Genomic DNA, 19,481 nt, shown 5'->3' on the forward strand with positions numbered 1-19,481 from the left:
CGGGCATCGCAGACCATGGCAGGACCTTCTTCGACACCTGCGCTGTCCGCGGAGGCTGTCGCTCCAGCCCCTCATGCGCTTAAGTCTGGACCACTCGCGGCCGGCTTCGAAGATGCCACCCGCAGAGAGTTCGAACGTGTCAGCGCTGCGGCCGGAGGCGGTGATGTCCACGCGCAGCGTCGGTTGGCCGAGCTGTACGAGAAGTGTTTTCTGGTGAACCTCCGGCGTGCGTCCTATCTCGAGGGCGTCGAAAGCGCGGCCAGGGTGCATCCGGATCCAGATGCCGCGCAGCAGATGCGCCTGACCGGCGAACGTGTTTTCGCGCAATGTGGCGGTGTGGATGGCGGGCAGGTGATTCCACTTGACGCCATGCTGGCTTGGCGCGAGCAGGCCGCACGCCAGGGTGATCTTGCTTCGCAGCTTTGGTTGCGTCTTCGCCAGACCGCTACGGCACCTCTCACGCCGGCGGAGTATGGCCAGTTGATGGAGCAGGTCATTGCGGGCGACGACGCGACGGCGATGGCGTATCTGGGGGCCCTTGCTCAGGGAGCCGCTGCGACGGGAGCCGCGGGTGGAGATCCGCTCATCACCGGATTGGCGTGGCAGATCACCGCCTGCCAACGTGGACTTGCCTGCGGGGTGGGAAGTGAATTGATGGATGCGCTGTGCTTCAACACGGGTGCCTGCACGGAGACAGATGGCACCGTCGTCCTGCGTTTGATGGCCGCAGAGCAGCAGGCTGCGCTGGATGCGGAGATCGCCCTCCTCTCGACCCAGCTTGGCCGCCGTCCCGGCCGCCAGTGAACTGCCGCCCGATCAGAACCAATCACCCATAAAAAAACCCGCGCCGGAGCGCGGGTTCTTCATCGATCACCGCAGTGGCGGGACCGTTGCCTTACAGCGCAGCCAGCGCGCTGTTGAAGGTGCTGCTGGGGCGCATCGCGGCGCTGGCCTTGGCCACGTCCGGGCGGTAGTAGCCACCGATATCGACCGCCTTGCCCTGCACCGCGGCCAGCTCACCGACGATGGCCTGCTCGTTGTCGGCCAGTGCCTTGGCCAGTGGCGCGAAACGGGCCTTCAGCGCGGCATCGTCGTCCTGCGCGGCCAGGGCCTGGGCCCAGTACAGCGCGATGTAGAAGTGGCTGCCGCGGTTGTCGATGCCACCGAGCTTGCGCGACGGCGACTTGTCGTTGTCCAGGAACTGGCCGTTGGCCTGGTCCAGGGTCTTGGCCAGCACGGTGGCACCGGCGTTGTCGTAACGGTTGCCCAGGTGTTCCAGCGAAGCGGCCAGGGCGAGGAACTCACCGAGCGAATCCCAGCGCAGGTAATCCTCTTCCACGAACTGCTGCACGTGCTTGGGGGCCGAACCACCGGCACCGGTCTCGAACAGGCCACCACCGGCCATCAGCGGCACGATGGAGAGCATCTTGGCGCTGGTGCCCAGCTCCATGATCGGGAACAGGTCGGTCAGGTAGTCGCGCAGCACGTTGCCGGTCACCGAGATGGTGTCCTCACCCTTGCGGATGCGGTCCAGCGAGAAGGCGGTCGCTTCCACCGGGGCCAGGATGCGGATGTCCAGGCCGTTGGTGTCGTGGTCCTTCAGATAGGTCTCGACCTTGGCGATCACCTGTGCGTCGTGCGCGCGGTTGGCATCCAGCCAGAACACCGCAGGGGTGTTGCTCAGGCGGGCGCGGTTGACGGCGAGCTTCACCCAGTCCTGGATCGGCGCATCCTTGGTCTGGCACATGCGCCAGATGTCACCGGTCTGCACGGCGTGCTCGAACACCACCTTGCCGGCCTCGTCGGTGACGCGCACGGTGCCGTCAGCCGGGATCTGGAAGGTCTTGTCGTGCGAGCCGTATTCCTCGGCCTTCTGCGCCATCAGGCCCACGTTGGGCACCGAGCCCATGGTGGCCGGGTCGAAGGCACCGTGGGTGCGGCAATCGTCGATTACCGCCTGGTACACGCCGGCGTAGCAACGGTCCGGAATGACGGCCTTGGTGTCCTGCAGCTTGCCGTCGGCGTTCCACATGCCACCGGAGTCGCGGATCATCGCCGGCATCGAGGCGTCGACGATCACGTCGCTGGGCACGTGCAGGTTGGTGATGCCCTTGTCCGAATTGACCATGGCCAGGCCCGGGCGCTTGCCGTACTCGGCAGCCAGGTCGGCCTTGATCGCTTCCTGGGTCGCTTCGGGCAGCTGCGGCAGGCGCGCGGACAGATCGCCGATGCCGTTGTTCGGATCGAAACCGGCCTGCTTGAGCACGTCGGCGTGCTTGGCCAGCACGTCCTTGTAGAACTCCTCGACGACGACGCCGAACATGATCGGGTCGGAGACCTTCATCATGGTGGCCTTCAGATGCAGCGAGAACAGCACGCCCTTGGCCTTGGCATCGGCGATCTGCGCCTGCACGAACGAGGCCAGCGCATTGCGGCTCATCACGGCGGCATCGACGATTTCACCGGCCTTGACCGCGGTCTTTTCCTTGAGCACGACGCTGCTGCCGTCGGCCTTGAACAGTTCGATCTTCAGGCTGCCGGCGTTGGCCAACGTGGCCGACTTCTCGCTGCCGTAGAAGTCACCGCCATCCATGTGCGCAACGTGCGACTTGGAGTCCTTGGACCACTTGCCCATGCGGTGCGGGTGCTTGCGGGCGTAGTTCTTGACCGACAGCGGCGCGCGGCGATCGGAGTTGCCTTCGCGCAGCACCGGATTCACTGCACTGCCCTTGACCTTGTCGTAGCGCGCCTTGATGTCGCGCGAGACGTCGTCGGTCGGCACGTCCGGGTAGTTCGGCAGCGCGAAGCCCTGGTCCTGCAGTTCCTTGATCGCGGCCTTGAGCTGCGGCACCGAGGCGCTGATGTTGGGCAGCTTGATGATGTTCGCATCCGGGGTGGTCGCCAGCTGGCCCAGTTCGGCCAGGTGGTCGGCCTCTTTCTGGTCATCCTTCAGGTAATCCGGGAACAGGGCCAGGATGCGGCCGGACAGCGAGATGTCGCGGGTTTCCACGGCGATGCCGGCGGTGGCGGTGTAGGCCTCGACGATCGGCAGCAGCGACTGCGTGGCCAGGAACGGGGCTTCATCGGTGAGCGTGTAGAGAATCTTGGGCGTGTTCGACATGGGGGATCAGGGCTCTCTTGCAGATCTCGTGAATGATGGCCGGCGGCAATGCCGGGCCGCGTGCAACCGTGTCGCGTGCAGGGCCTGGCACAGCGGGCCCGCACTTTCCCCGGGGACCGCGCCGACCAACGGCGCGCACGGCGGGAAACCCCCGCATTGTCGCGTTTTCAGCCCCCCGGAGCAAAGCCATCCCATACGCAAACGTACTGGAACGCTGTGGTCCGGCAGGCGCCCATAAAAAAGACGCAGCCTCGCGGCTGCGTCCATCGTGAGCCTGTTGCCGGGAGAGAGTCGGCGTCTAGGCTTACTTGACCTCAAACTCCTGCGGCGATCCAGCCGCCTTACCATCTACCGTGACTTCCGCGCGGTACTTGCCCGCCGGCCAGCCATTGGCATTCTTGAAGGAGATGTTGGTGGTCTCGGCACCGGTGGTATTGACCACCTGGTTCTGCTCGCCGGCGACCTGCCCGTTCTGGAAGGTCAGCTTGGCCGCGACGTTGGCGTTGTTGGCGCTGCCGTCCGTGCGGATCGAGACGATGATGTCGTCCTTCGGCGCGAACAATGCGGCCGAGGTGACGGTCTTGTCCGCCGCAGCGCTCTTGCCGACGGTGACGGTCGAAACGGTCACGCCGGTGGCAGCGGTCATCGGCTGCGGCGCGGCTTCGGTCATCGGAGCCGGCGCGGCAGGCGCGGTCGCCGCCGGCTGTGCGTTGTTATCGGCGGTGTCTTCTTTCTTCTTGCAGCCAGCCAGGGCTACGGTGGCCAGAAGCGCAGCGAGAACGGCAGTACTGATGGACGACTTCTTCATGGAGATTGCTCCCTGTGTGATGGTGGGCAGTAAAGTGGATCAGGCTTTGGGCGGCAGTTTCAGGGTCTGGCCGGGCTGGATCTTGTCCGGATCGTCCAGCACGTCGCGGTTGGCCTCGAAGATGCGCTTCCACGCATTGGCATCGCCCAGTTCCTGCTTGGCGATCTTCGAGAGCGAATCGCCCTTCTGCACCGTGTAGGTGCCTCCTACCTTCTCCGCGGTGGTATCCACCGAGGCGGTCACACCCGAGAAATCGACCTGATCGACTTTCTGCGCGGTGGTGTCAACGCTGGCGCTGACACCGGAAAAGTCGACTTTCTTATCGGTACTCATCCATACACTCCCGTCTTGATTGACGACATGGGAGGCACGGTGTCACAGCCCTTGTTAATGGGGCATGGCGTGGATGTGAAGGCGCGCGGAACGGCTACCGGCGGCCACGTTGCCCGGGGGTAGAGCCACCCCATGGGTGGCTGCGCGTGGTGCCGGGTTCCGGGGCAGCGACCCGTGGGGTCGCTCTACTGGCGCAGGTCGCGGACGGTGCGGGCCGGCAGTTCGATGCCCGGGCTGGCCCGCCACGGGTTGATGTCCAGCCCGCCGCGCCGGGTGTAGCGCGCTTCCACTTCCAGCCACTGTGGCTGGCAGCGCTGGGTGATCTCGCTGAAGATCCGCTCAACGCACTGCTCATGGAACTCGGCGTGTTCGCGGTAGCTGATCAGGTACTTCAGCAAGCCGTCGCGGTCGATCTTCGGGCCGCGGTAGCGCACGCTGACACTGGCCCAGTCCGGCTGGCCGGTGACCGGGCAGTTGGACTTGAGCAGCGCCGAACTCAATGTCTCGGTGACCACGTCATCGGCATCGGCGAACAGGAATTCCGGCGCCGGTGGGCCGTAGCGCTCGATGGCCACGTCGCGCTCGTCCAGCGATTCGCCCTCGGCGTCTTCCACCAGCGGTGGCACCCCGAACACGACCGTCACCACCGCCCCCGCACAGGCCGACAGATCGCGCGTGATGCACAGGCGCGCAGCCGCGTCATCGTCGAAGCGCGTGCTGTTGAGCGAATTGAGGTACAGCTTGAATGACTTGGATTCGATCAGGTTCGGCGAGGTGCACGGCACGCTGACCGTGGCCACCGCCACGCGCGGCTTGCCGCGCCCGTCCAGCCAGCTCAGCTCATAGGCCTGCCAGCGGTCATGGCCGACGAACGGCAGCGCCGCCTCGTCCAGGCCGATCTCTTCGCGGGCGCCGCGGCGCGGGATGGGGAAAAGCAGGCCGGAATCGTACTGCGACGGGTAAGCCACCTCGCGACCGAGGCTGGAGTCCTGGGGGGTATTCATGCCGCCATTTTACGCCGGTAGGCGCGCGGCGTCCGCCGGCGAAAACGAACGGAACCGGCGGCCGGGTGGTTGCATCCCCAGTCGGGGGGAGGATCGGAACCCTCCCGCCCGTGCCGGTTTTCGCCCCGGCCAGCGGCCGGGACCTGCCGTCTACCAGCCGTCCGCTGGCTTCAGCCCGCGCCAGGCGCCGCAGCCGGCGTCCCATTGAGGTAATCCAGGCTCACCTGCAGCAGCGCGCGCAGGCCCACATCGAGTGCCTTCTCATCGAGCAGGAACTTCGGCGAATGGTTGGCCGGCGCCGTGGCCGGATCGATCCCCTCGCCGGTCGAGCCGACGAAGAAGAACATGCCCGGCACCTGCTGGGCATACAGCGAGAAGTCCTCGGCGCCCATCTGCAGCGGCGGCTCGTAGACATTGCCTTCGCCCACCACGGCCTGCAGGCTCGGCAGCATCCGCGCGGTCAGGGCCGGATCGTTGACCGTGGCCGGGTTGCCTTCGGATTCGTAGATCTCGGTTTCCGCCTTGGCCCCGTGCGCGGCCGCGGTGTGCTCGGCCACGTTGCGCAGGTCGGCGAAGATCTGCCGGCGCATGCCCTCGTCGAAGGTGCGGATGGTGCCGACCATCTCCACTTCATCGGGAATGATGTTGTAGCGGATGCCGCCCTTGATCGCACCGAAGGTCACCACCGCCGGCTGCTTGGACAGGTTGGCGCGGCGGCTGACGATGGTCTGCGCGGTGCCGACCAGATCGGCCGTGGCCACGATCGGGTCCACCCCGTTCCACGGGGCCGAGCCATGGGTCTGGCGGCCGATCACCTTGATCCCGAACCGGTCCGAGGCCGCCATCAGCGGGCCGCCGCGCACCGCGATCTGGCCCGCGGGCACGCTGGAGAACACATGCAGGCCGAACACCGCCTCGGGCTTGAAGTCCTTGAACAGGCCTTCCTTGAGCATCAGCGCCGCACCGCCCTCTTCCGGCGGCGGCGCGCCTTCTTCGGCGGGCTGGAAGATCAGCATCACTTCGCCGGGCAGGTTCGCGCGCATCTTCACCAGCGCGTCGGCCACGCCCAGCAGGGTGGCAGTGTGGGCATCGTGGCCGCAGGCGTGCATCACCCCGACGGTCTCGCCGCGGTAGGTGCTGGTGGCCTTGGAGGCGAACGGCAGGCCGGTCTGTTCGGTCACCGGCAGGGCGTCCATGTCCGCGCGCAGGGCGATCCGCGGGCCGGGCTTGCCGCCCTTGATGATGGCCACCACGCCATGGTGGGCGATGCCGGTCTGCGGCTTCAGGCCCATCGCGCGCAGGCGCTCGGCGACCTTGGCCGAGGTGCGTTCCTCGCGGTTGGACAGCTCCGGGTGCTGGTGGAAATCGCGGCGCCAGTCGATCACCTGGGCCTTGAGGCGGGTCGCGGCGGCGGCCACTTCCGGGCGTTCGGCGGGGGCGGCGGCGGCCAGGCCGGGGGTGGCCAGCAGCAGGGCGGACATCAGCAGCGACAGACGGGGCATTGCAGGTCTCCACGGGGCAGGACAACGGTCGAACCTGAATGTAGGGCATCCGGAACCGCCGCGGTGTAACTTTCTGCCCCGGCGAACGTTCATGGGGGAACCTCACCCGTCACATCCGGTCTGATCGCCCGTCCCATCCGTCATGCATGAAAGGCCACGGGCGACGAGTATGCTTTGCGCCTAGCCAACCGGGGCCCCCGCCCTCCGCCAGCCCCCTCAGGAGTTATTGAATGTCGCGTTTCTGGAAGATCGTGCTGCTGGTGGTCGCAGTGCTGGTGGTTGCCGTCGTGGGTGTGCGCCTGATGGGCGGCAAGAAGGAAGACGCGGCAGGTCCGACAGCCGAAGGGCGGCAGGGCGGTGATCCGGCCAACGCAGGCCCGGTGCCGGTCACGGTGATCGAGGCGGCGCGCCAGGACGTGCCGGTCTATGCGAGTGCACTGGGCACGGTCGCGGCGATGAACACCGTCACCGTGAGCCCGCAGGTCGGCGGCCAGCTGATCAGCCTGAACTTCAAGGAAGGCCAGGAAGTGAAGAAGGGCGACCTGCTCGCCCAGATCGATCCGCGCACCCTGCAGGCCAGTTACGACGAGGCCGCGGCGGCCAAGCGCCAGAACCAGGCCCAGCTCGCCACCGCCCGCTCCAACTACCAGCGCTCGAACTCGGCCGAGTACCGCCAGTACGTGGCCAAGACCGACCTGGATACCCAGCGCAACCAGGTGGCCCAGTTTGAAAGTGCCGTGGCGGCCAACGAAGCCAGCATGCGCGCCGCCCAGGTGCAGCTGCAGTACACCCGCGTGACGGCGCCGATCTCGGGCATCGCCGGTATCCGTGCGGTCGATGCCGGCAACATCGTCAGCGCCGGCACCGCGCTGGTGACCCTGACCCAGATCCACCCGATCCACGTCGTGTTCAATCTGCCCGAGCGTCAGCTGCCCGCCGTCCGCCAGGCCCAGGCCGCCGGCGCGGTGGCCATCGCCGCGCTGGACCGCAACGATGCGCACGTACTGACCGATGGCGGCAAGCTGGACGTGGTCGACAACCAGATCAGCAGCGACAGCGGCACCTTCCGCGCGCGCGCCCTGTTCGACAACGAAGACAATTCGCTGTGGCCGGGCCAGTTCGTCAACGTCCGCATGCAGCTGCGCACCATCGCCGGCGGCGTCGTCATTCCGACCCAGGCCGTGATGCGTGGCCCGGACGGCGAGTACGTCTATATCGTCACCCCGGACAGCACCGTGGCCATGCAGACGGTCAAGAGCGGCGTGGAAGTCGGCGACAGCCAGGTGCAGATCACCGAGGGCCTGAAGGGCGGCGAACGGGTCGTGAGCGAAGGCCAGTTCCGGCTCAAGCCGGGCGCCAAGGTCACCGCGCTCAAGCCCGGCGAAACCCCCGCCGCACCGACCGAAGCCGAGCTCAAGGCCGCCCAGCAGCAGGGTGGCGGTGGACGCCGCGGTGGCGGTCCGCGCTGATCGCGCCCGCCCTGTGTACCTGACGCCGGCCCAAGCGCCGGCGTTCGCCTGATCCAACGCAGCACGACGCACCAGCAAGGACCCGCCCGTGGGCTTTTCGACGATTTTCATCCGCCGCCCGATCGCCACCTCGCTGCTGATGGCAGGCCTGCTGCTGCTCGGCATCCTCGGTTACCGCCAGCTGCCGGTGTCGGCGCTGCCCGAGATCGATGCGCCCAGCCTGGTGGTGACCACCCAGTACCCCGGCGCCAACGCGGTCACCATGGCCTCGCTGGTGACCACGCCGCTGGAGCGCCAGTTCGGGCAGATTTCCGGGCTGGAGATCATGACCTCCGATTCGTCGGCGGGGCTGTCCACGATCATCCTGCAGTTCTCGATGGACCGCGACATCGACATCGCCGCGCAGGACGTGCAGGCCGCGATCCGCCAGGCCACCCTACCCTCCTCGCTGCCCTACCAGCCGGTCTACAACCGGGTGAACCCGGCCGACGCGGCCATCGTCACCCTCAAGCTCACCTCCGATACGCGCCCGCTGCGCGACGTCAACAATTACGCCGACTCCATCCTCGCCCAGCGCCTGTCGCAGGTGCAGGGCGTAGGCCTGGTCTCGATCGCCGGCAACGTGCGCCCGGCCGTTCGCATCCAGGTCAACCCGGCGCAGCTGTCCAACATGGGCCTGACCCTGGAAGACCTGCGCAGCGCGCTGACCCAGGCCAACGTCAACGCGCCCAAGGGCTCGCTCAACGGCAAGACCCAGTCCTACTCGATCGGCACCAATGACCAGCTGACCAGTGCCGCCGAGTACCGCGACACCATCATCAGCTACAAGAACGGCCGCCCGGTGCGCCTGTCCGATGTCGCCAACGTGGTCGATGGCGTGGAGAACGACCAGCTGGCCGCGTGGGCCGATGGCAAGCCGGCGGTGCTGCTGGAAGTGCGCCGCCAGCCCGGTGCCAACATCGTGCAGACCGTCGAGCGCATCCGTGCGCTGCTGCCGCAGCTGCAGAACGTGCTGCCGGCCGACGTGCACCTGGAGATCTTCAACGACCGGACCGAGACCATCCGCGCCTCGGTGCATGAAGTGCAGTTCACCCTGATCCTGACCATCGGCCTGGTGGTGGCGGTGATCTTCGTGTTCCTGCGCCGCCTGTGGGCCACCATCATTCCCTCGGTGGCGGTGCCGCTGTCGCTGGCCGGCACCTTCGGGGTGATGGCGTTCGCCGGCATGTCGCTGGACAACCTCTCGCTGATGGCGCTGGTGGTGGCCACCGGCTTCGTGGTCGACGATGCGATCGTGATGATCGAGAACATCGTGCGTTACATCGAACAGGGCAAGAGCGGCCCCGAAGCAGCCGAGATCGGCGCACAGCAGATCGGCTTCACGGTGCTCTCGCTGACCATCTCGCTGGTGGCGGTGTTCCTGCCGCTGCTGCTGATGCCCGGCGTCACCGGCCGCCTGTTCCATGAGTTCGCCTGGGTGCTGAGCATCGCGGTGACGCTGTCGATGCTGATCTCGCTGACGCTCACCCCGATGATGTGCGCCTACCTGCTCAAGCCGGACGCGCTGCCCGAAGGCGAAGACGCGCACGAGCGTGCCGCCGCGGCCGGCAAGACCACCGTGTGGTCGCGCACCGTCGGCCTGTACGAGCGCAGCCTGGACTGGGTGCTCGATCACCAGCCGCTGACCCTGGCCGTCGCCGCCGGTGCGCTGGTGCTGACCGTGGTGCTGTACATCGTGATCCCCAAGGGCCTGCTGCCCGAACAGGACACCGGCCTGATCACCGGCGTGGTCCAGGCCGACCAGAACATCGCCTTCCCGCAGATGGAGCAGCGCACCAAGGCCGTGGCCGAAGCCCTGCGCAGCGATCCGGCGGTGACCGGCGTGTCCGCCTTCATCGGCGCCGGCACCATGAACCCCACGCTCAACCAGGGCCAGCTGTCGATCGTGCTCAAGGAGCGCGGCGACCGCGATGGCCTGGATGAGATCCTGCCGCGCCTGCAGAAGGCCGTGGCCGGCATCCCCGGCGTGGCGCTGTATCTCAAGCCGGTGCAGGACGTCACCCTGGATACCCGCGTGGCGGCCACCGAGTACCAGTACTCGCTGTCGGACGTGGACAGCGCGCAGGTCGCGCTGCAGGCCACCCGGCTGACCGAAGCGCTGCGCCAGCGCCCGGAACTGGCCGACGTGGACAACAACCTGTCCAACCAGGGCCGCGCGCTGGAACTGACCATCGACCGCGACAAGGCCAGCGTGCTCGGCGTGCCGATGCAGACCATCGACGACACCCTGTACGACGCCTTCGGCCAGCGCCAGATCTCCACCATCTTCACCGAGCTCAACCAGTACCGCGTGGTGCTGGAAGTGGCGCCGGAATTCCGCACCAGCACCGCGCTGATGAACCAGCTGGCGGTGGCCTCCAACGGGGCCGGTGCATTGACCGGCAGCAACGCCACCAACTTCGGCCAGGTCACCTCGTCCAACTCGTCCACGGCCACCGGCATCGGCGCGCAGAACACCGGTATTCCGGTCGGTGCGGGCAACATCATTCCGCTGGCCGCGCTGGCCGAAGGCAAGGTCACCAGCACCCCGCTGGTGGTCAGCCACCAGCAACAGCTGCCGGCGGTCACGGTGTCGTTCAACATCGCGCCGGGCTACTCGCTGTCCGATGCGGTCAAGGCGATCGAGGAAACCAAGGCCGGCCTGAACATGCCCTCGCAGGTGCATGCGCAGTTCATCGGCAAGGCGGCCGAGTTCACCGGCAGCCAGACCGACGTGGTGTGGCTGCTGCTGGCCTCGCTGGTGCTGATCTACATCGTGCTGGGCGTGCTGTATGAAAGCTACATCCACCCCTTCACCATCATCTCCACCCTGCCGCCGGCCGGTGTCGGCGCACTGCTGGCACTGATGGTGTGCGGGTTGCCGCTGTCGGTGGATGGCATCGTCGGCATCGTGCTGCTGATCGGCATCGTCAAGAAGAACGGCATCATGATGGTCGACTTCGCGATCGAGGCGCGCCGCACCGGGGCCAACGCACATGAAGCGATCCGCCGCGCCTGCCTGCTGCGCTTCCGCCCGATCATGATGACCACCGCTGCGGCGATGCTCGGTGCATTGCCGCTGGCGCTGGGCACCGGCATCGGCTCGGAGCTGCGCCGCCCGCTGGGCATCGCCATCGTCGGCGGCCTGCTGCTCTCGCAGCTGGTCACGCTGTACACCACACCGGTGATCTACCTGTACATGGAGCGCTTCTCCGAGCGCCTGCGCCAGCGCCGCGAACAGCGCGCACTGCGTCACGGCCATGGCCCGGTGCAGGAGCCTCAGGCGTGATGACGAGCACCGCAGACCGCTGCGGAGGCGTTCGATGAACATCTCCGGCCCGTTCATCCGCCGCCCGATCGGCACCGCCCTGCTGGCCATCGGCCTGTTCGTGGTGGGCGTGATCTGCTACCTGCAGCTGGGCGTGTCGGCACTGCCGAACATCCAGATCCCGGTGATCTTCGTGCACGCCAACCAGGCCGGCGCGGACGCCACGACGATGGCCTCCACGGTGACCGCGCCGCTGGAGCGCCACCTCGGCCAGCTGCCCGGCATCGACCGCATGCGCTCGTCCAGCTCCGAAGGCAGCTCGCTGGTCTTCATGATCTTCCAGAGCGACCGCGACATCGACTCGGCCGCGCTGGACGTGCAGACCGCGATCAACTCCGCCCAGTCCGACCTGCCCGCCGGGCTGGGAACGCCGATGTTCCAGAAGGCGAACCCGAACGACGACCCGGTCATCGCGATCGCACTGACCTCCGAAACGCAGTCGGCCGACGACCTCTACAACGTGGCCGATTCGCTGCTGGCCCAGCGCCTGCGCCAGATCACCGGCGTTTCCTCGGTGGATATCGCCGGCGCCTCCACGCCGGCCGTGCGGGTGGACGTCAACCTGCGCCTGATGAATGCCCTCGGCCTGACCGCCGATGACCTGCGCAATGCGGTACGCGCGGCCAACGTGACCTCGCCGACCGGCTTCCTCACCGATGGCAACACCACCACCGCGATCATCGCCAACGACTCGGTGGCGCGCGCCGCTGATTTCGCCCAGCTGGTGATCAAGACCGCCGACGATGGCCGCGTGATCCGCCTGCAGGACATCGCCAACGTCTACGACGGGCAGCAGGACGCTTACCAGGCCGCGTGGTTCAACCACAAACCGGCGGTGGTGATGTACGTGTTCACCCGCGCCGGCGCCAACATCGTGGAAACCGTGGACCGGGTGAAGGCGCAGATCCCGACCCTGCGCGACTACCTCGAACCGGGTACCACGCTCACCCCGTATTTCGACCGCACCCCGACCATCCGCTCGTCGCTGCATGAAGTGCAGATCACCCTGCTGATCGCGCTGGCCATGGTGGTGCTGACCATGGCGCTGTTCCTGCGCCGGCTGGCCCCGACCCTGATCGCGGCGGTGACCGTGCCGCTTTCACTGGCCGGCGCGGCGCTGGTGATGTACGTGCTGGGCTTCACCCTGAACAACCTGAGCCTGCTGGCGCTGGTGATCGCGATCGGCTTCGTGGTCGACGATGCGATCGTGGTGATCGAGAACATCATGCGCCACCTCGACGAAGGCATGCCGCGCATGCAGGCCGCCCTCACTGGCGCGCGCGAGATCGGCTTCACCATCGTCTCGATCACCGCCTCACTGGTGGCGGTGTTCATTCCGCTGCTGTTCGCCGAAGGCATGATGGGCGCGTTCTTCCGCGAGTTCACCGTCACCCTGGTGGCGGCCATCGTGGTCTCGATGATCATCTCGCTGACGCTGACCCCGGCGCTGTGCAGCCGCTTCCTGAGCGCACATGCCGACGCCGGTGCGCCGAGCCGCTTCGGCCGCCTGCTCGATGCCGGCCACGACCGCATGCTGCGGATCTACGTGAAGCTGCTGGATTTCTCGCTGCGCCACGCGCTGCTGCTGTCGCTGACGCCGCTGCTGCTGATCGGCGCGACGGTGTTCCTGTTCGGTGCGGTCAAGAAGGGCGCGTTCCCGCCCCAGGACACCGGCCTGATCTGGGGCCGTGCGAATTCCAGCGCCACGGTCTCGTTCGAAGACATGGTCAACCGCCAGCGCCGCATCACCGACATGCTGATGGCCGACCCGGCGGTGAAGACCGTGGGCGTGCGCCTGGGCAGTGGCCGCCAGGGCTCGAGCGCGCAGTTCAATGTTGAACTGAAGTCGCGCAAGGACGGCCGCCGCGAGACCACCGCCCAGGCCTTGGCCCGCCTCAGCGCCAAGGCCGATCGCTACCCCGACCTGCAGCTGCGCCTGCGCGCCATCCAGGATCTGCCCAGCAATGACGGCGGTGGTGCCAGCCAGGGCGCGCAGTACCGTGTCTCGCTGCAGGGCAACGACCTGGCCCAGCTGCAGGAGTGGCTGCCCAAGCTGCAGGCCGCGCTGAAGAAGAATCCGAAGCTGACCGACGTCGGCACCGACGTGGACGCCGCCGGCCTGCGCCAGAACATCGTGATCGACCGGGCCAAGGCCGCCCGCCTGGGCGTGTCGGTCGGTGCCATCGACGGCGCGCTGTACGGCGCCTTCGGCCAGCGCCAGATCTCCACGATCTACTCGGACATCAACCAGTACAGCGTGGTGGTCAACGCCCTGCCGGAGCAGACCGCGACACCGGGCGCGCTGGACCAGATCTACGTACGCGCCGGCAATGGCGAGATGGTGCCGATCACCGCGGTGGCCGAACAGGTACCGGGGCTGGCACCGTCGCAGATCACCCACGAGAACCAGTACACCACGATGGACCTTAGCTACAACCTCGCCCCCGGCACCAGCATGGGCGAGGCCAAGGCCATCATCGACAGCACCGTCAACGGCATGCGCATGCCCGGCGACATCCGCCTGGCCGACGACGCCGGGTTCGGCTTCGATTCGGACCCGATGGCGATGCTGATCCTGGTGATGGCGGCGATCATCACCGTGTACCTGGTGCTGGGCATGCTGTACGAGAGCCTGATCCACCCGGTCACCATCCTCTCCACGCTGCCGGCGGCAGGCGTCGGCGCGCTGCTGGCGCTGTACGGCACCAACACCGAACTGTCGGTGATCTCGATGATCGCGCTGGTGCTGCTGATCGGCATCGTCAAGAAGAACGCGATCATGATGATCGACTTCGCGGTGGTGGCGCAGCGCGAGCATGGCAAGACGCCGCTGGAAGCCGCCCGCGAAGCCAGCATCGTGCGCTTCCGCCCGATCATGATGACCAGCATGGTGGCGATCCTGGCCGCGGTACCGCTGGCCATCGGCCTGGGCGAAGGCTCCGAACTGCGTCGCCCGCTCGGCATCGCGATGATCGGCGGCCTGCTGTTCTCGCAGAGCCTGACCCTGCTCAGCACGCCCGCGCTGTACGTGATCTTCTCGTGCCTGCGCGAGCGCTGGGTGGCCCGCCGGGCGCGGCGCCGCGAGAAGCGCGCCCTGAAGCGCAGCGCCATCGCCCGGTAGGTACCGACCGTTGGTCGGAACCTGCGTTGGGCCCCGGCCGCGCTACGGCGTGACGACCAACGGTCGTCACCTACCGATGCCGCGTCGCATCCCGGTAGGTACCGACCTTGGTCGGTACGTCAGGCAGGTACGCCCGGTAGGTGCGCCCCGGTTTGACGCCATGTAACAAAACGACAACAATTCTCATCCAGCCACGGTCCTGCATCGCCCTCTGCGATGCCCCCGCTGCCGGTTCCCGGCCAGCCTGCGCGATCCAGTCATCGACCCTCCCCGCCCTCTGTAGATCGCGGACGGCGTTGTGCTGTCCGCCAAGGAACCCATCGATGCTGTCGTCCTCCCTGCCCCGCCTGGCCACGTTGGCCGTTGCGCTGTCGCTGGCCTGCGCCGCCCATGCCCAGTCCGTACCGGACGGCACCGCGCGGGCGCGCTCGGCCACCGACCTGGATGCGATCAAGGTCACCGCCGAACGTACCCACACCGATACCGGCGCCCTGGGCGACCGCGCCGTGCGCGATACCCCGTTTGCGATCTCGGTCGTCGGCCGCGAGGACATCGAAAAGCGCCAGGTGGTCTCGCTGGGCGAAGCCTTCCTCACCGATCCTTCGGTGGTCACCCAGGTCAGCGCCTACGCCAGCGGCTGGAGTTCGCCGATCCGCAACCGCGGCATCGATCTCAGCTACGACAGCTACCGCGTCAACGGCCTGCAGGTGTCCTCGTGGGGCACCGAGTGGCCGCTGGAAGTGATGGAACAGGTGGAACTGCTCAAAGGTCCCGGCGGCTTCATGTACGGCTTCGGCCAGCCCGGCGGCATCGTCAACTACGTCACCAAGAAGCCGACCGAGGTCACCACGCTGTCGGCACAGCTGGGCTGGCGCGAGGCGGGCATCGTCAGTGGGCAGCTCGATGTGGGCGGACGCTTCGGCAACGAGGACATGTTCGGCTACCGCTTCAACGCGTACCAGGAGAAAGGTGAAACCTTCAACGGCGGGGAGGTGAACCGCAAGGTCGGCGCCCTGTCGCTGGATGCACGCCTGACCGACCGGCTGACCTGGACCTTCGATGGCGTGTTCCAGTCGCGCGATCTCAGCAACGAGTCGCCGCAGTATTACTTCATCGGCCTGACAGAGCTGCCGCGCCCGCTCGCGGGCGACATCGACAACAGCATCGATGGCAGCTACTACGACACCCGTTCCAGCCTGCTCTCCACGGCGTTGAACTGGCAGATCAACAATGACTGGAAGGCCAGCCTGAGCTATGGCGTGACCACCTCATGGAACGACGTCAACAAGATCTTCGCCTATATCGATGACGTCAACGGCGATTACAACGTCAACACCTACGAGCTCGGCGGCAAGAGCGAGTGGAAGCTGGCCCAGGCGATCGTGCAGGGCCGCTTCCAGACCGGCCCGCTGTCGCACCAGGTGGTCGCCGGCGTCGCCCACCAGACCGGGCTGGGCTGGGACCGTCCCTACGAGTGGAACACCATCGGCCGCGGCAACCTCTACCAGCGCCCGACACTGCGTCATGACGCGGTCGGCTCGCGCGTGCTCAGCCGCGGCAGCGAAACGGTGCAGCAGGCGGCGTTTGTCAGCGATACCGTCAGCTTCGCCGATGGCTGGTCGCTGCTGGCCGGCGCGCGCTACAACGACTTCGAGAACAAGGGTGCGTACCACACCTATCCGGTCACCCCGACCTACGCCCTGATGTACAAGCCGGCCGACGCAGTGACGCTGTATGCCAGCTACGTGGAATCGCTGGAAGCCGGCAGCCGCGTGGGCAGCGATTACATCAACGCCGGTGACGTGCTCGACCCGACCATCAGCAAGCAGTACGAGATCGGCGCCAAGATCGAGTACCCGCGCTGGAGCGCCAATGCCGCCGCCTTCCGGCTGGAGCGTGGCGCGAACATCGACCTGCTCACGCCCGCCGGCAAGCTGCTGGTGCAGGACGGCATCACGCTGTACGAAGGCGTGGAAGTCAGCGGCGACGTACGCCTGACCGATGCCTTCACGCTCGGTGGCGGCGTGACCTGGCTGGACCCCACCTACGACAAGCTCTCCCCCGGCAGCGTCGCCCAGGAAGGCAACCGCACCGCCGGCGCCGCCCGCTGGCAGGGCGTCCTGCACGCCGACTACAGCGTCCCGCAGGTCGAGGGCCTGAGCGTGTACGCACTGGCCCGTTACTACGGTGACGTCTATTACGACGCCGACAACACGCTCAAGCTGCCCGACTACACGCTGGTCAACGCCGGTGTCGGCTACCGGATGCAGGCCGCCGGCCATCCCGTCACCTGGCGCGCCGGCGTGGAGAACCTGGCCAACAAGAAGTACTGGTCCAACGCAGGCGTCGGCCTGCCGCGCACCTTCGCGGTAAGCGTGCGCTGGGACATGTAACCGGAAGCACACAGGTAGTGCCGACCGCTGGCCGGCTCCTCGGCATTGTCGGGAGCCGGCCAACGGCCGGCACTACCGTCGGCGGTAGAGGTGTCCCCTTCACTCCGCACCGGCAATAATGGCGGCCTCTCTTCCGCCGAGTCGCCATGCCCTCGTTCGAAACCCGCGTCAGCCGCCTGTGGGCACATGAAAAGGCCAGCTATGGCCTGCGGGTATTCATCGCGTTGTCGGCGGCCATGGGGCTGTGCTGGTACCTGGACCAGCTGCCCGCCCTGCCCGGCGTGTTCCTGGGCATCATCGCCAGTGCGATCGCCGAGACCGACGACAACTGGTGGGGCCGGATCAAATCGGTGGCGCTGTCGCTGCTGTGCTTCGTGGCGGCCGCCGCGGCGGTGGTGGTGCTGTTCCCGCATCCGTGGTGGTTCATCACCGCCCTGGCCGCGGCCACCTTCGGGCTGACCCTGCTCGGCGCGCTCGGCGAGCGCTATGCCTCGATCGCGCAGGCCACGGTAACCCTGGCCATCTACACGATGATCGGGCTGGAACAGCACGGTGCCGCCGATCTGTCCCAGGCGATCAACGCCGTGAGCCACCTGCTGGCCGGTGCGGTCTGGTATGCGTTGCTCTCGATCCTGTGGACCGCCCTGTTCGCCAACCGCCCGGTGCGCGAGCGGGTTGCCCGCCTGTATCTGGAGCTGGGCCGCTACCTCAAGCTCAAGGCCGATCTGTTCGAACCGGTCCGCGATGCGGACGTGCAGAAGCGCCAGCTCGCCCTGGCCGAGCAGAACCGGCGCGTGGTTGAAGCCCTCAACATCGCCAAGACCGCGATCCTGGCGCGCTTTGGCCGCTCCGGTCGGCCCGGCGTGCAGTCCGGCCTGTACCTGCGCCTGTACTACATGGCCCAGGACTTCCACGAGCGCGCCAGCTCCTCGCACTACCCCTATGGCGCGCTGACCGAAGCGTTCTTCCACAGCGACGTGCTGTACCGCTGCCAGCGCCTGCTCGCGCTGCAGGGTGAGGCCTGCGCCAACCTGGGCCAGGCGATCCGCCTGCGCCAGCCGTTCCAGTACGGCGAGCGCACCAAGCAGGCCACCGCCGACCTCACCGATTCACTGAGCTGGCTGCGCGCCCAGCACAATCCCCAGTGGCAGCGCCTGCTGGCCTCGCTGGAACTGCTGGGCCACAACCTGCAGAGCATCGAACGCCGCCTGTCCGAAGCCGAGAAGTCCGAGTCCACGCTGGACAACGTCGATACGCGCCTGCGCGATACCAGCCCGCACACCCTGCGCGAGATGGGCGTGCGTATCCGCCAGCAGCTCACCCCCGGCTCGGTGCTGTTCCGGCATGGCCTGCGCATGGCGCTGGCGCTGATCGTCGGCTTCGCGGCGATCCGCCTGTTCAACGCCCAGAACGGCTCCTGGGTGCTGCTGACCATCGTGTTCGTCTGCCGCCCGCACTTCGGTGCCACCCGCCAGCGGCTTGCGCAGCGGATCGCCGGCACCCTGATCGGCCTGGTGCTGACCTGGGCGCTGATGCAGTTGTTCCAGGACCTGCGCATCGAGCTGCTGATCGCCCTGCTCTCGGCGCTGCTGTTCTTCTTCACCCGCAGCGATCGCTACCTGGTGGCCTCGGCGGCGATCACGGTGATGGCGCTGACCTGCTTCAACCTGATCGGCGATGGCTTCCTGCTGATCTGGCCACGGCTGGTGGATACGCTGCTGGGCTGTGCGATCGCCGCGGCGGCCGCCTTCCTGATCCTGCCCGACTGGCAGGGCCGCCGCCTGAATCTGGTGATGGCGCGGGTGCTCGACAACTGCGCCAGGTACCTGCACGCCGTGCTCGGCCAGTACGGCAGTGGCATGCGGGACGATCTGGCCTACCGCATCGCACGGCGCGACATGCACAACGCCGATGCGGCGCTGTCCACGGCCCTGTCGAACATGCTGCGCGAGCCGGGCCACGTACGCCGCAACCTGGATGCGGGGTTCCGCTTCCTGGCGTTGTCCAACACGCTGCTCGGCCATCTCTCCGCGCTGGGTGCGCACCGCACCCAGCTGGACAGCTACGGCCAGGACCCACTCGCCCTGTCCGGCGGGGAACGCGTGGAGCAGGCGATGCAGCAGATCGCCAGCGCGCTGCAGCAGCGCGAGCCGGTGGCCGAGGACGCCAACGACGGCGACCGCGCCCTGGCCGAACAGCTGGAGCAGATCCCGGACGACATGCCGCCCCAGCTGCAGCTGATCCGGACCCAGATGGGCCTGATGCTGCGCCTGCTGCCCAAGCTGCGCGGTGCCGCCAACGAGGCCGCGCGCACGCTGCGGTAGGTATCGACCGGTGGTCGATACGGATGTTGAACGGGGCTG

11 protein-coding genes are annotated in these 19,481 nt (G+C 67.3%); 6 read left to right on the plus strand and 5 right to left on the minus strand.

All coding sequences use genetic code 11. From position 1 onward, the window contains the following. The first annotated feature begins 183 nt into the window (after positions 1-183). Entirely contained in the window at positions 184-804 is a 621-nt protein-coding gene (locus tag NJD74_RS12925) for a hypothetical protein (protein ID WP_102788616.1), read from the plus strand. 91 nt (positions 805-895) lie between these two features. On the opposite strand, the gene NJD74_RS12930 is transcribed toward NJD74_RS12925, so the two are convergent. The 5 genes from NJD74_RS12930 to NJD74_RS12950 form a co-directional block, all read right to left on the minus strand. Then, the gene (locus tag NJD74_RS12930) at positions 896-3,121 is read right to left on the minus strand and encodes an NADP-dependent isocitrate dehydrogenase (protein ID WP_070472255.1); all 2,226 of its coding nucleotides are present in this window, start codon (positions 3,119-3,121) and stop codon (positions 896-898) included. A gap of 304 nt (positions 3,122-3,425) precedes the next feature. Next, on the minus strand, positions 3,426-3,929 hold the full coding sequence (locus NJD74_RS12935) for a hypothetical protein (RefSeq protein ID WP_070472258.1): 504 nt from the start codon (positions 3,927-3,929) through the stop codon (positions 3,426-3,428). Positions 3,930-3,968: 39 nt separating this feature from the next. Further along, positions 3,969-4,262, minus strand: a complete 294-nt coding sequence (locus tag NJD74_RS12940) for a LysM peptidoglycan-binding domain-containing protein (RefSeq protein ID WP_070426094.1) — start codon at positions 4,260-4,262, stop codon at positions 3,969-3,971. 185 nt (positions 4,263-4,447) lie between these two features. Next, the gene (queF, locus tag NJD74_RS12945) at positions 4,448-5,266 is read right to left on the minus strand and encodes an NADPH-dependent 7-cyano-7-deazaguanine reductase QueF (RefSeq protein ID WP_319624308.1); all 819 of its coding nucleotides are present in this window, start codon (positions 5,264-5,266) and stop codon (positions 4,448-4,450) included. Between the two features lie 170 nt (positions 5,267-5,436). Beyond that, positions 5,437-6,768 (minus strand): M20 family metallopeptidase, encoded by a 1,332-nt coding sequence (locus NJD74_RS12950; RefSeq protein WP_319624309.1) that lies wholly within the window; start codon positions 6,766-6,768, stop codon positions 5,437-5,439. Between the two features lie 230 nt (positions 6,769-6,998). Between NJD74_RS12950 and NJD74_RS12955 the strand changes: the two genes are divergently transcribed. The 5 genes from NJD74_RS12955 (at position 6,999) to yccS (ending at position 19,442) form a co-directional block, all read left to right on the plus strand. Then, entirely contained in the window at positions 6,999-8,237 is a 1,239-nt protein-coding gene (locus tag NJD74_RS12955; protein WP_319624310.1) for an efflux RND transporter periplasmic adaptor subunit, read from the plus strand. 88 nt (positions 8,238-8,325) lie between these two features. After that, the gene (locus tag NJD74_RS12960; protein WP_319624311.1) at positions 8,326-11,565 is read left to right on the plus strand and encodes an efflux RND transporter permease subunit; all 3,240 of its coding nucleotides are present in this window, start codon (positions 8,326-8,328) and stop codon (positions 11,563-11,565) included. Positions 11,566-11,599: 34 nt separating this feature from the next. After that, a complete protein-coding gene (locus tag NJD74_RS12965; protein WP_319624312.1) occupies positions 11,600-14,725 on the plus strand; it encodes an efflux RND transporter permease subunit in 3,126 nt (1,041 codons plus the stop codon). A gap of 323 nt (positions 14,726-15,048) precedes the next feature. Then, positions 15,049-17,118 (plus strand): TonB-dependent receptor, encoded by a 2,070-nt coding sequence (locus NJD74_RS12970; RefSeq protein ID WP_319624313.1) that lies wholly within the window; start codon positions 15,049-15,051, stop codon positions 17,116-17,118. 146 nt (positions 17,119-17,264) lie between these two features. Continuing rightward, positions 17,265-19,442, plus strand: coding sequence for a YccS family putative transporter (yccS, locus tag NJD74_RS12975; RefSeq protein ID WP_319624314.1), 2,178 nt, complete (start codon positions 17,265-17,267; stop codon positions 19,440-19,442). Positions 19,443-19,481 lie beyond the last annotated feature (39 nt).

The organism is Stenotrophomonas sp. RG-453 (genome assembly GCF_033843685.1).
In the GTDB taxonomy this organism is placed as follows: Bacteria; Pseudomonadota; Gammaproteobacteria; order Xanthomonadales; family Xanthomonadaceae; genus Stenotrophomonas; species Stenotrophomonas bentonitica_A.

Bases quoted from the DNA above. Each gene is read 5' to 3' on its own strand.
- yccS (WP_319624314.1), top strand. From the start codon at position 17,265: ATGCCCTCGTTCGAAACCCGCGTCAGCCGCCTGTGGGCACATGAAAAG.
- NJD74_RS12970 (WP_319624313.1), top strand. From the start codon at position 15,049: ATGCTGTCGTCCTCCCTGCCCCGCCTGGCCACGTTGGCCGTTGCGCTG.
- NJD74_RS12965 (WP_319624312.1), top strand. From the start codon at position 11,600: ATGAACATCTCCGGCCCGTTCATCCGCCGCCCGATCGGCACCGCCCTG.
- queF (WP_319624308.1), bottom strand. From the start codon at position 5,266: ATGAATACCCCCCAGGACTCCAGCCTCGGTCGCGAGGTGGCTTACCCG.
- NJD74_RS12940 (WP_070426094.1), bottom strand. From the start codon at position 4,262: ATGAGTACCGATAAGAAAGTCGACTTTTCCGGTGTCAGCGCCAGCGTT.
- NJD74_RS12955 (WP_319624310.1), top strand. From the start codon at position 6,999: ATGTCGCGTTTCTGGAAGATCGTGCTGCTGGTGGTCGCAGTGCTGGTG.
- NJD74_RS12930 (WP_070472255.1), bottom strand. From the start codon at position 3,121: ATGTCGAACACGCCCAAGATTCTCTACACGCTCACCGATGAAGCCCCG.
- NJD74_RS12950 (WP_319624309.1), bottom strand. From the start codon at position 6,768: ATGCCCCGTCTGTCGCTGCTGATGTCCGCCCTGCTGCTGGCCACCCCC.
- NJD74_RS12935 (WP_070472258.1), bottom strand. From the start codon at position 3,929: ATGAAGAAGTCGTCCATCAGTACTGCCGTTCTCGCTGCGCTTCTGGCC.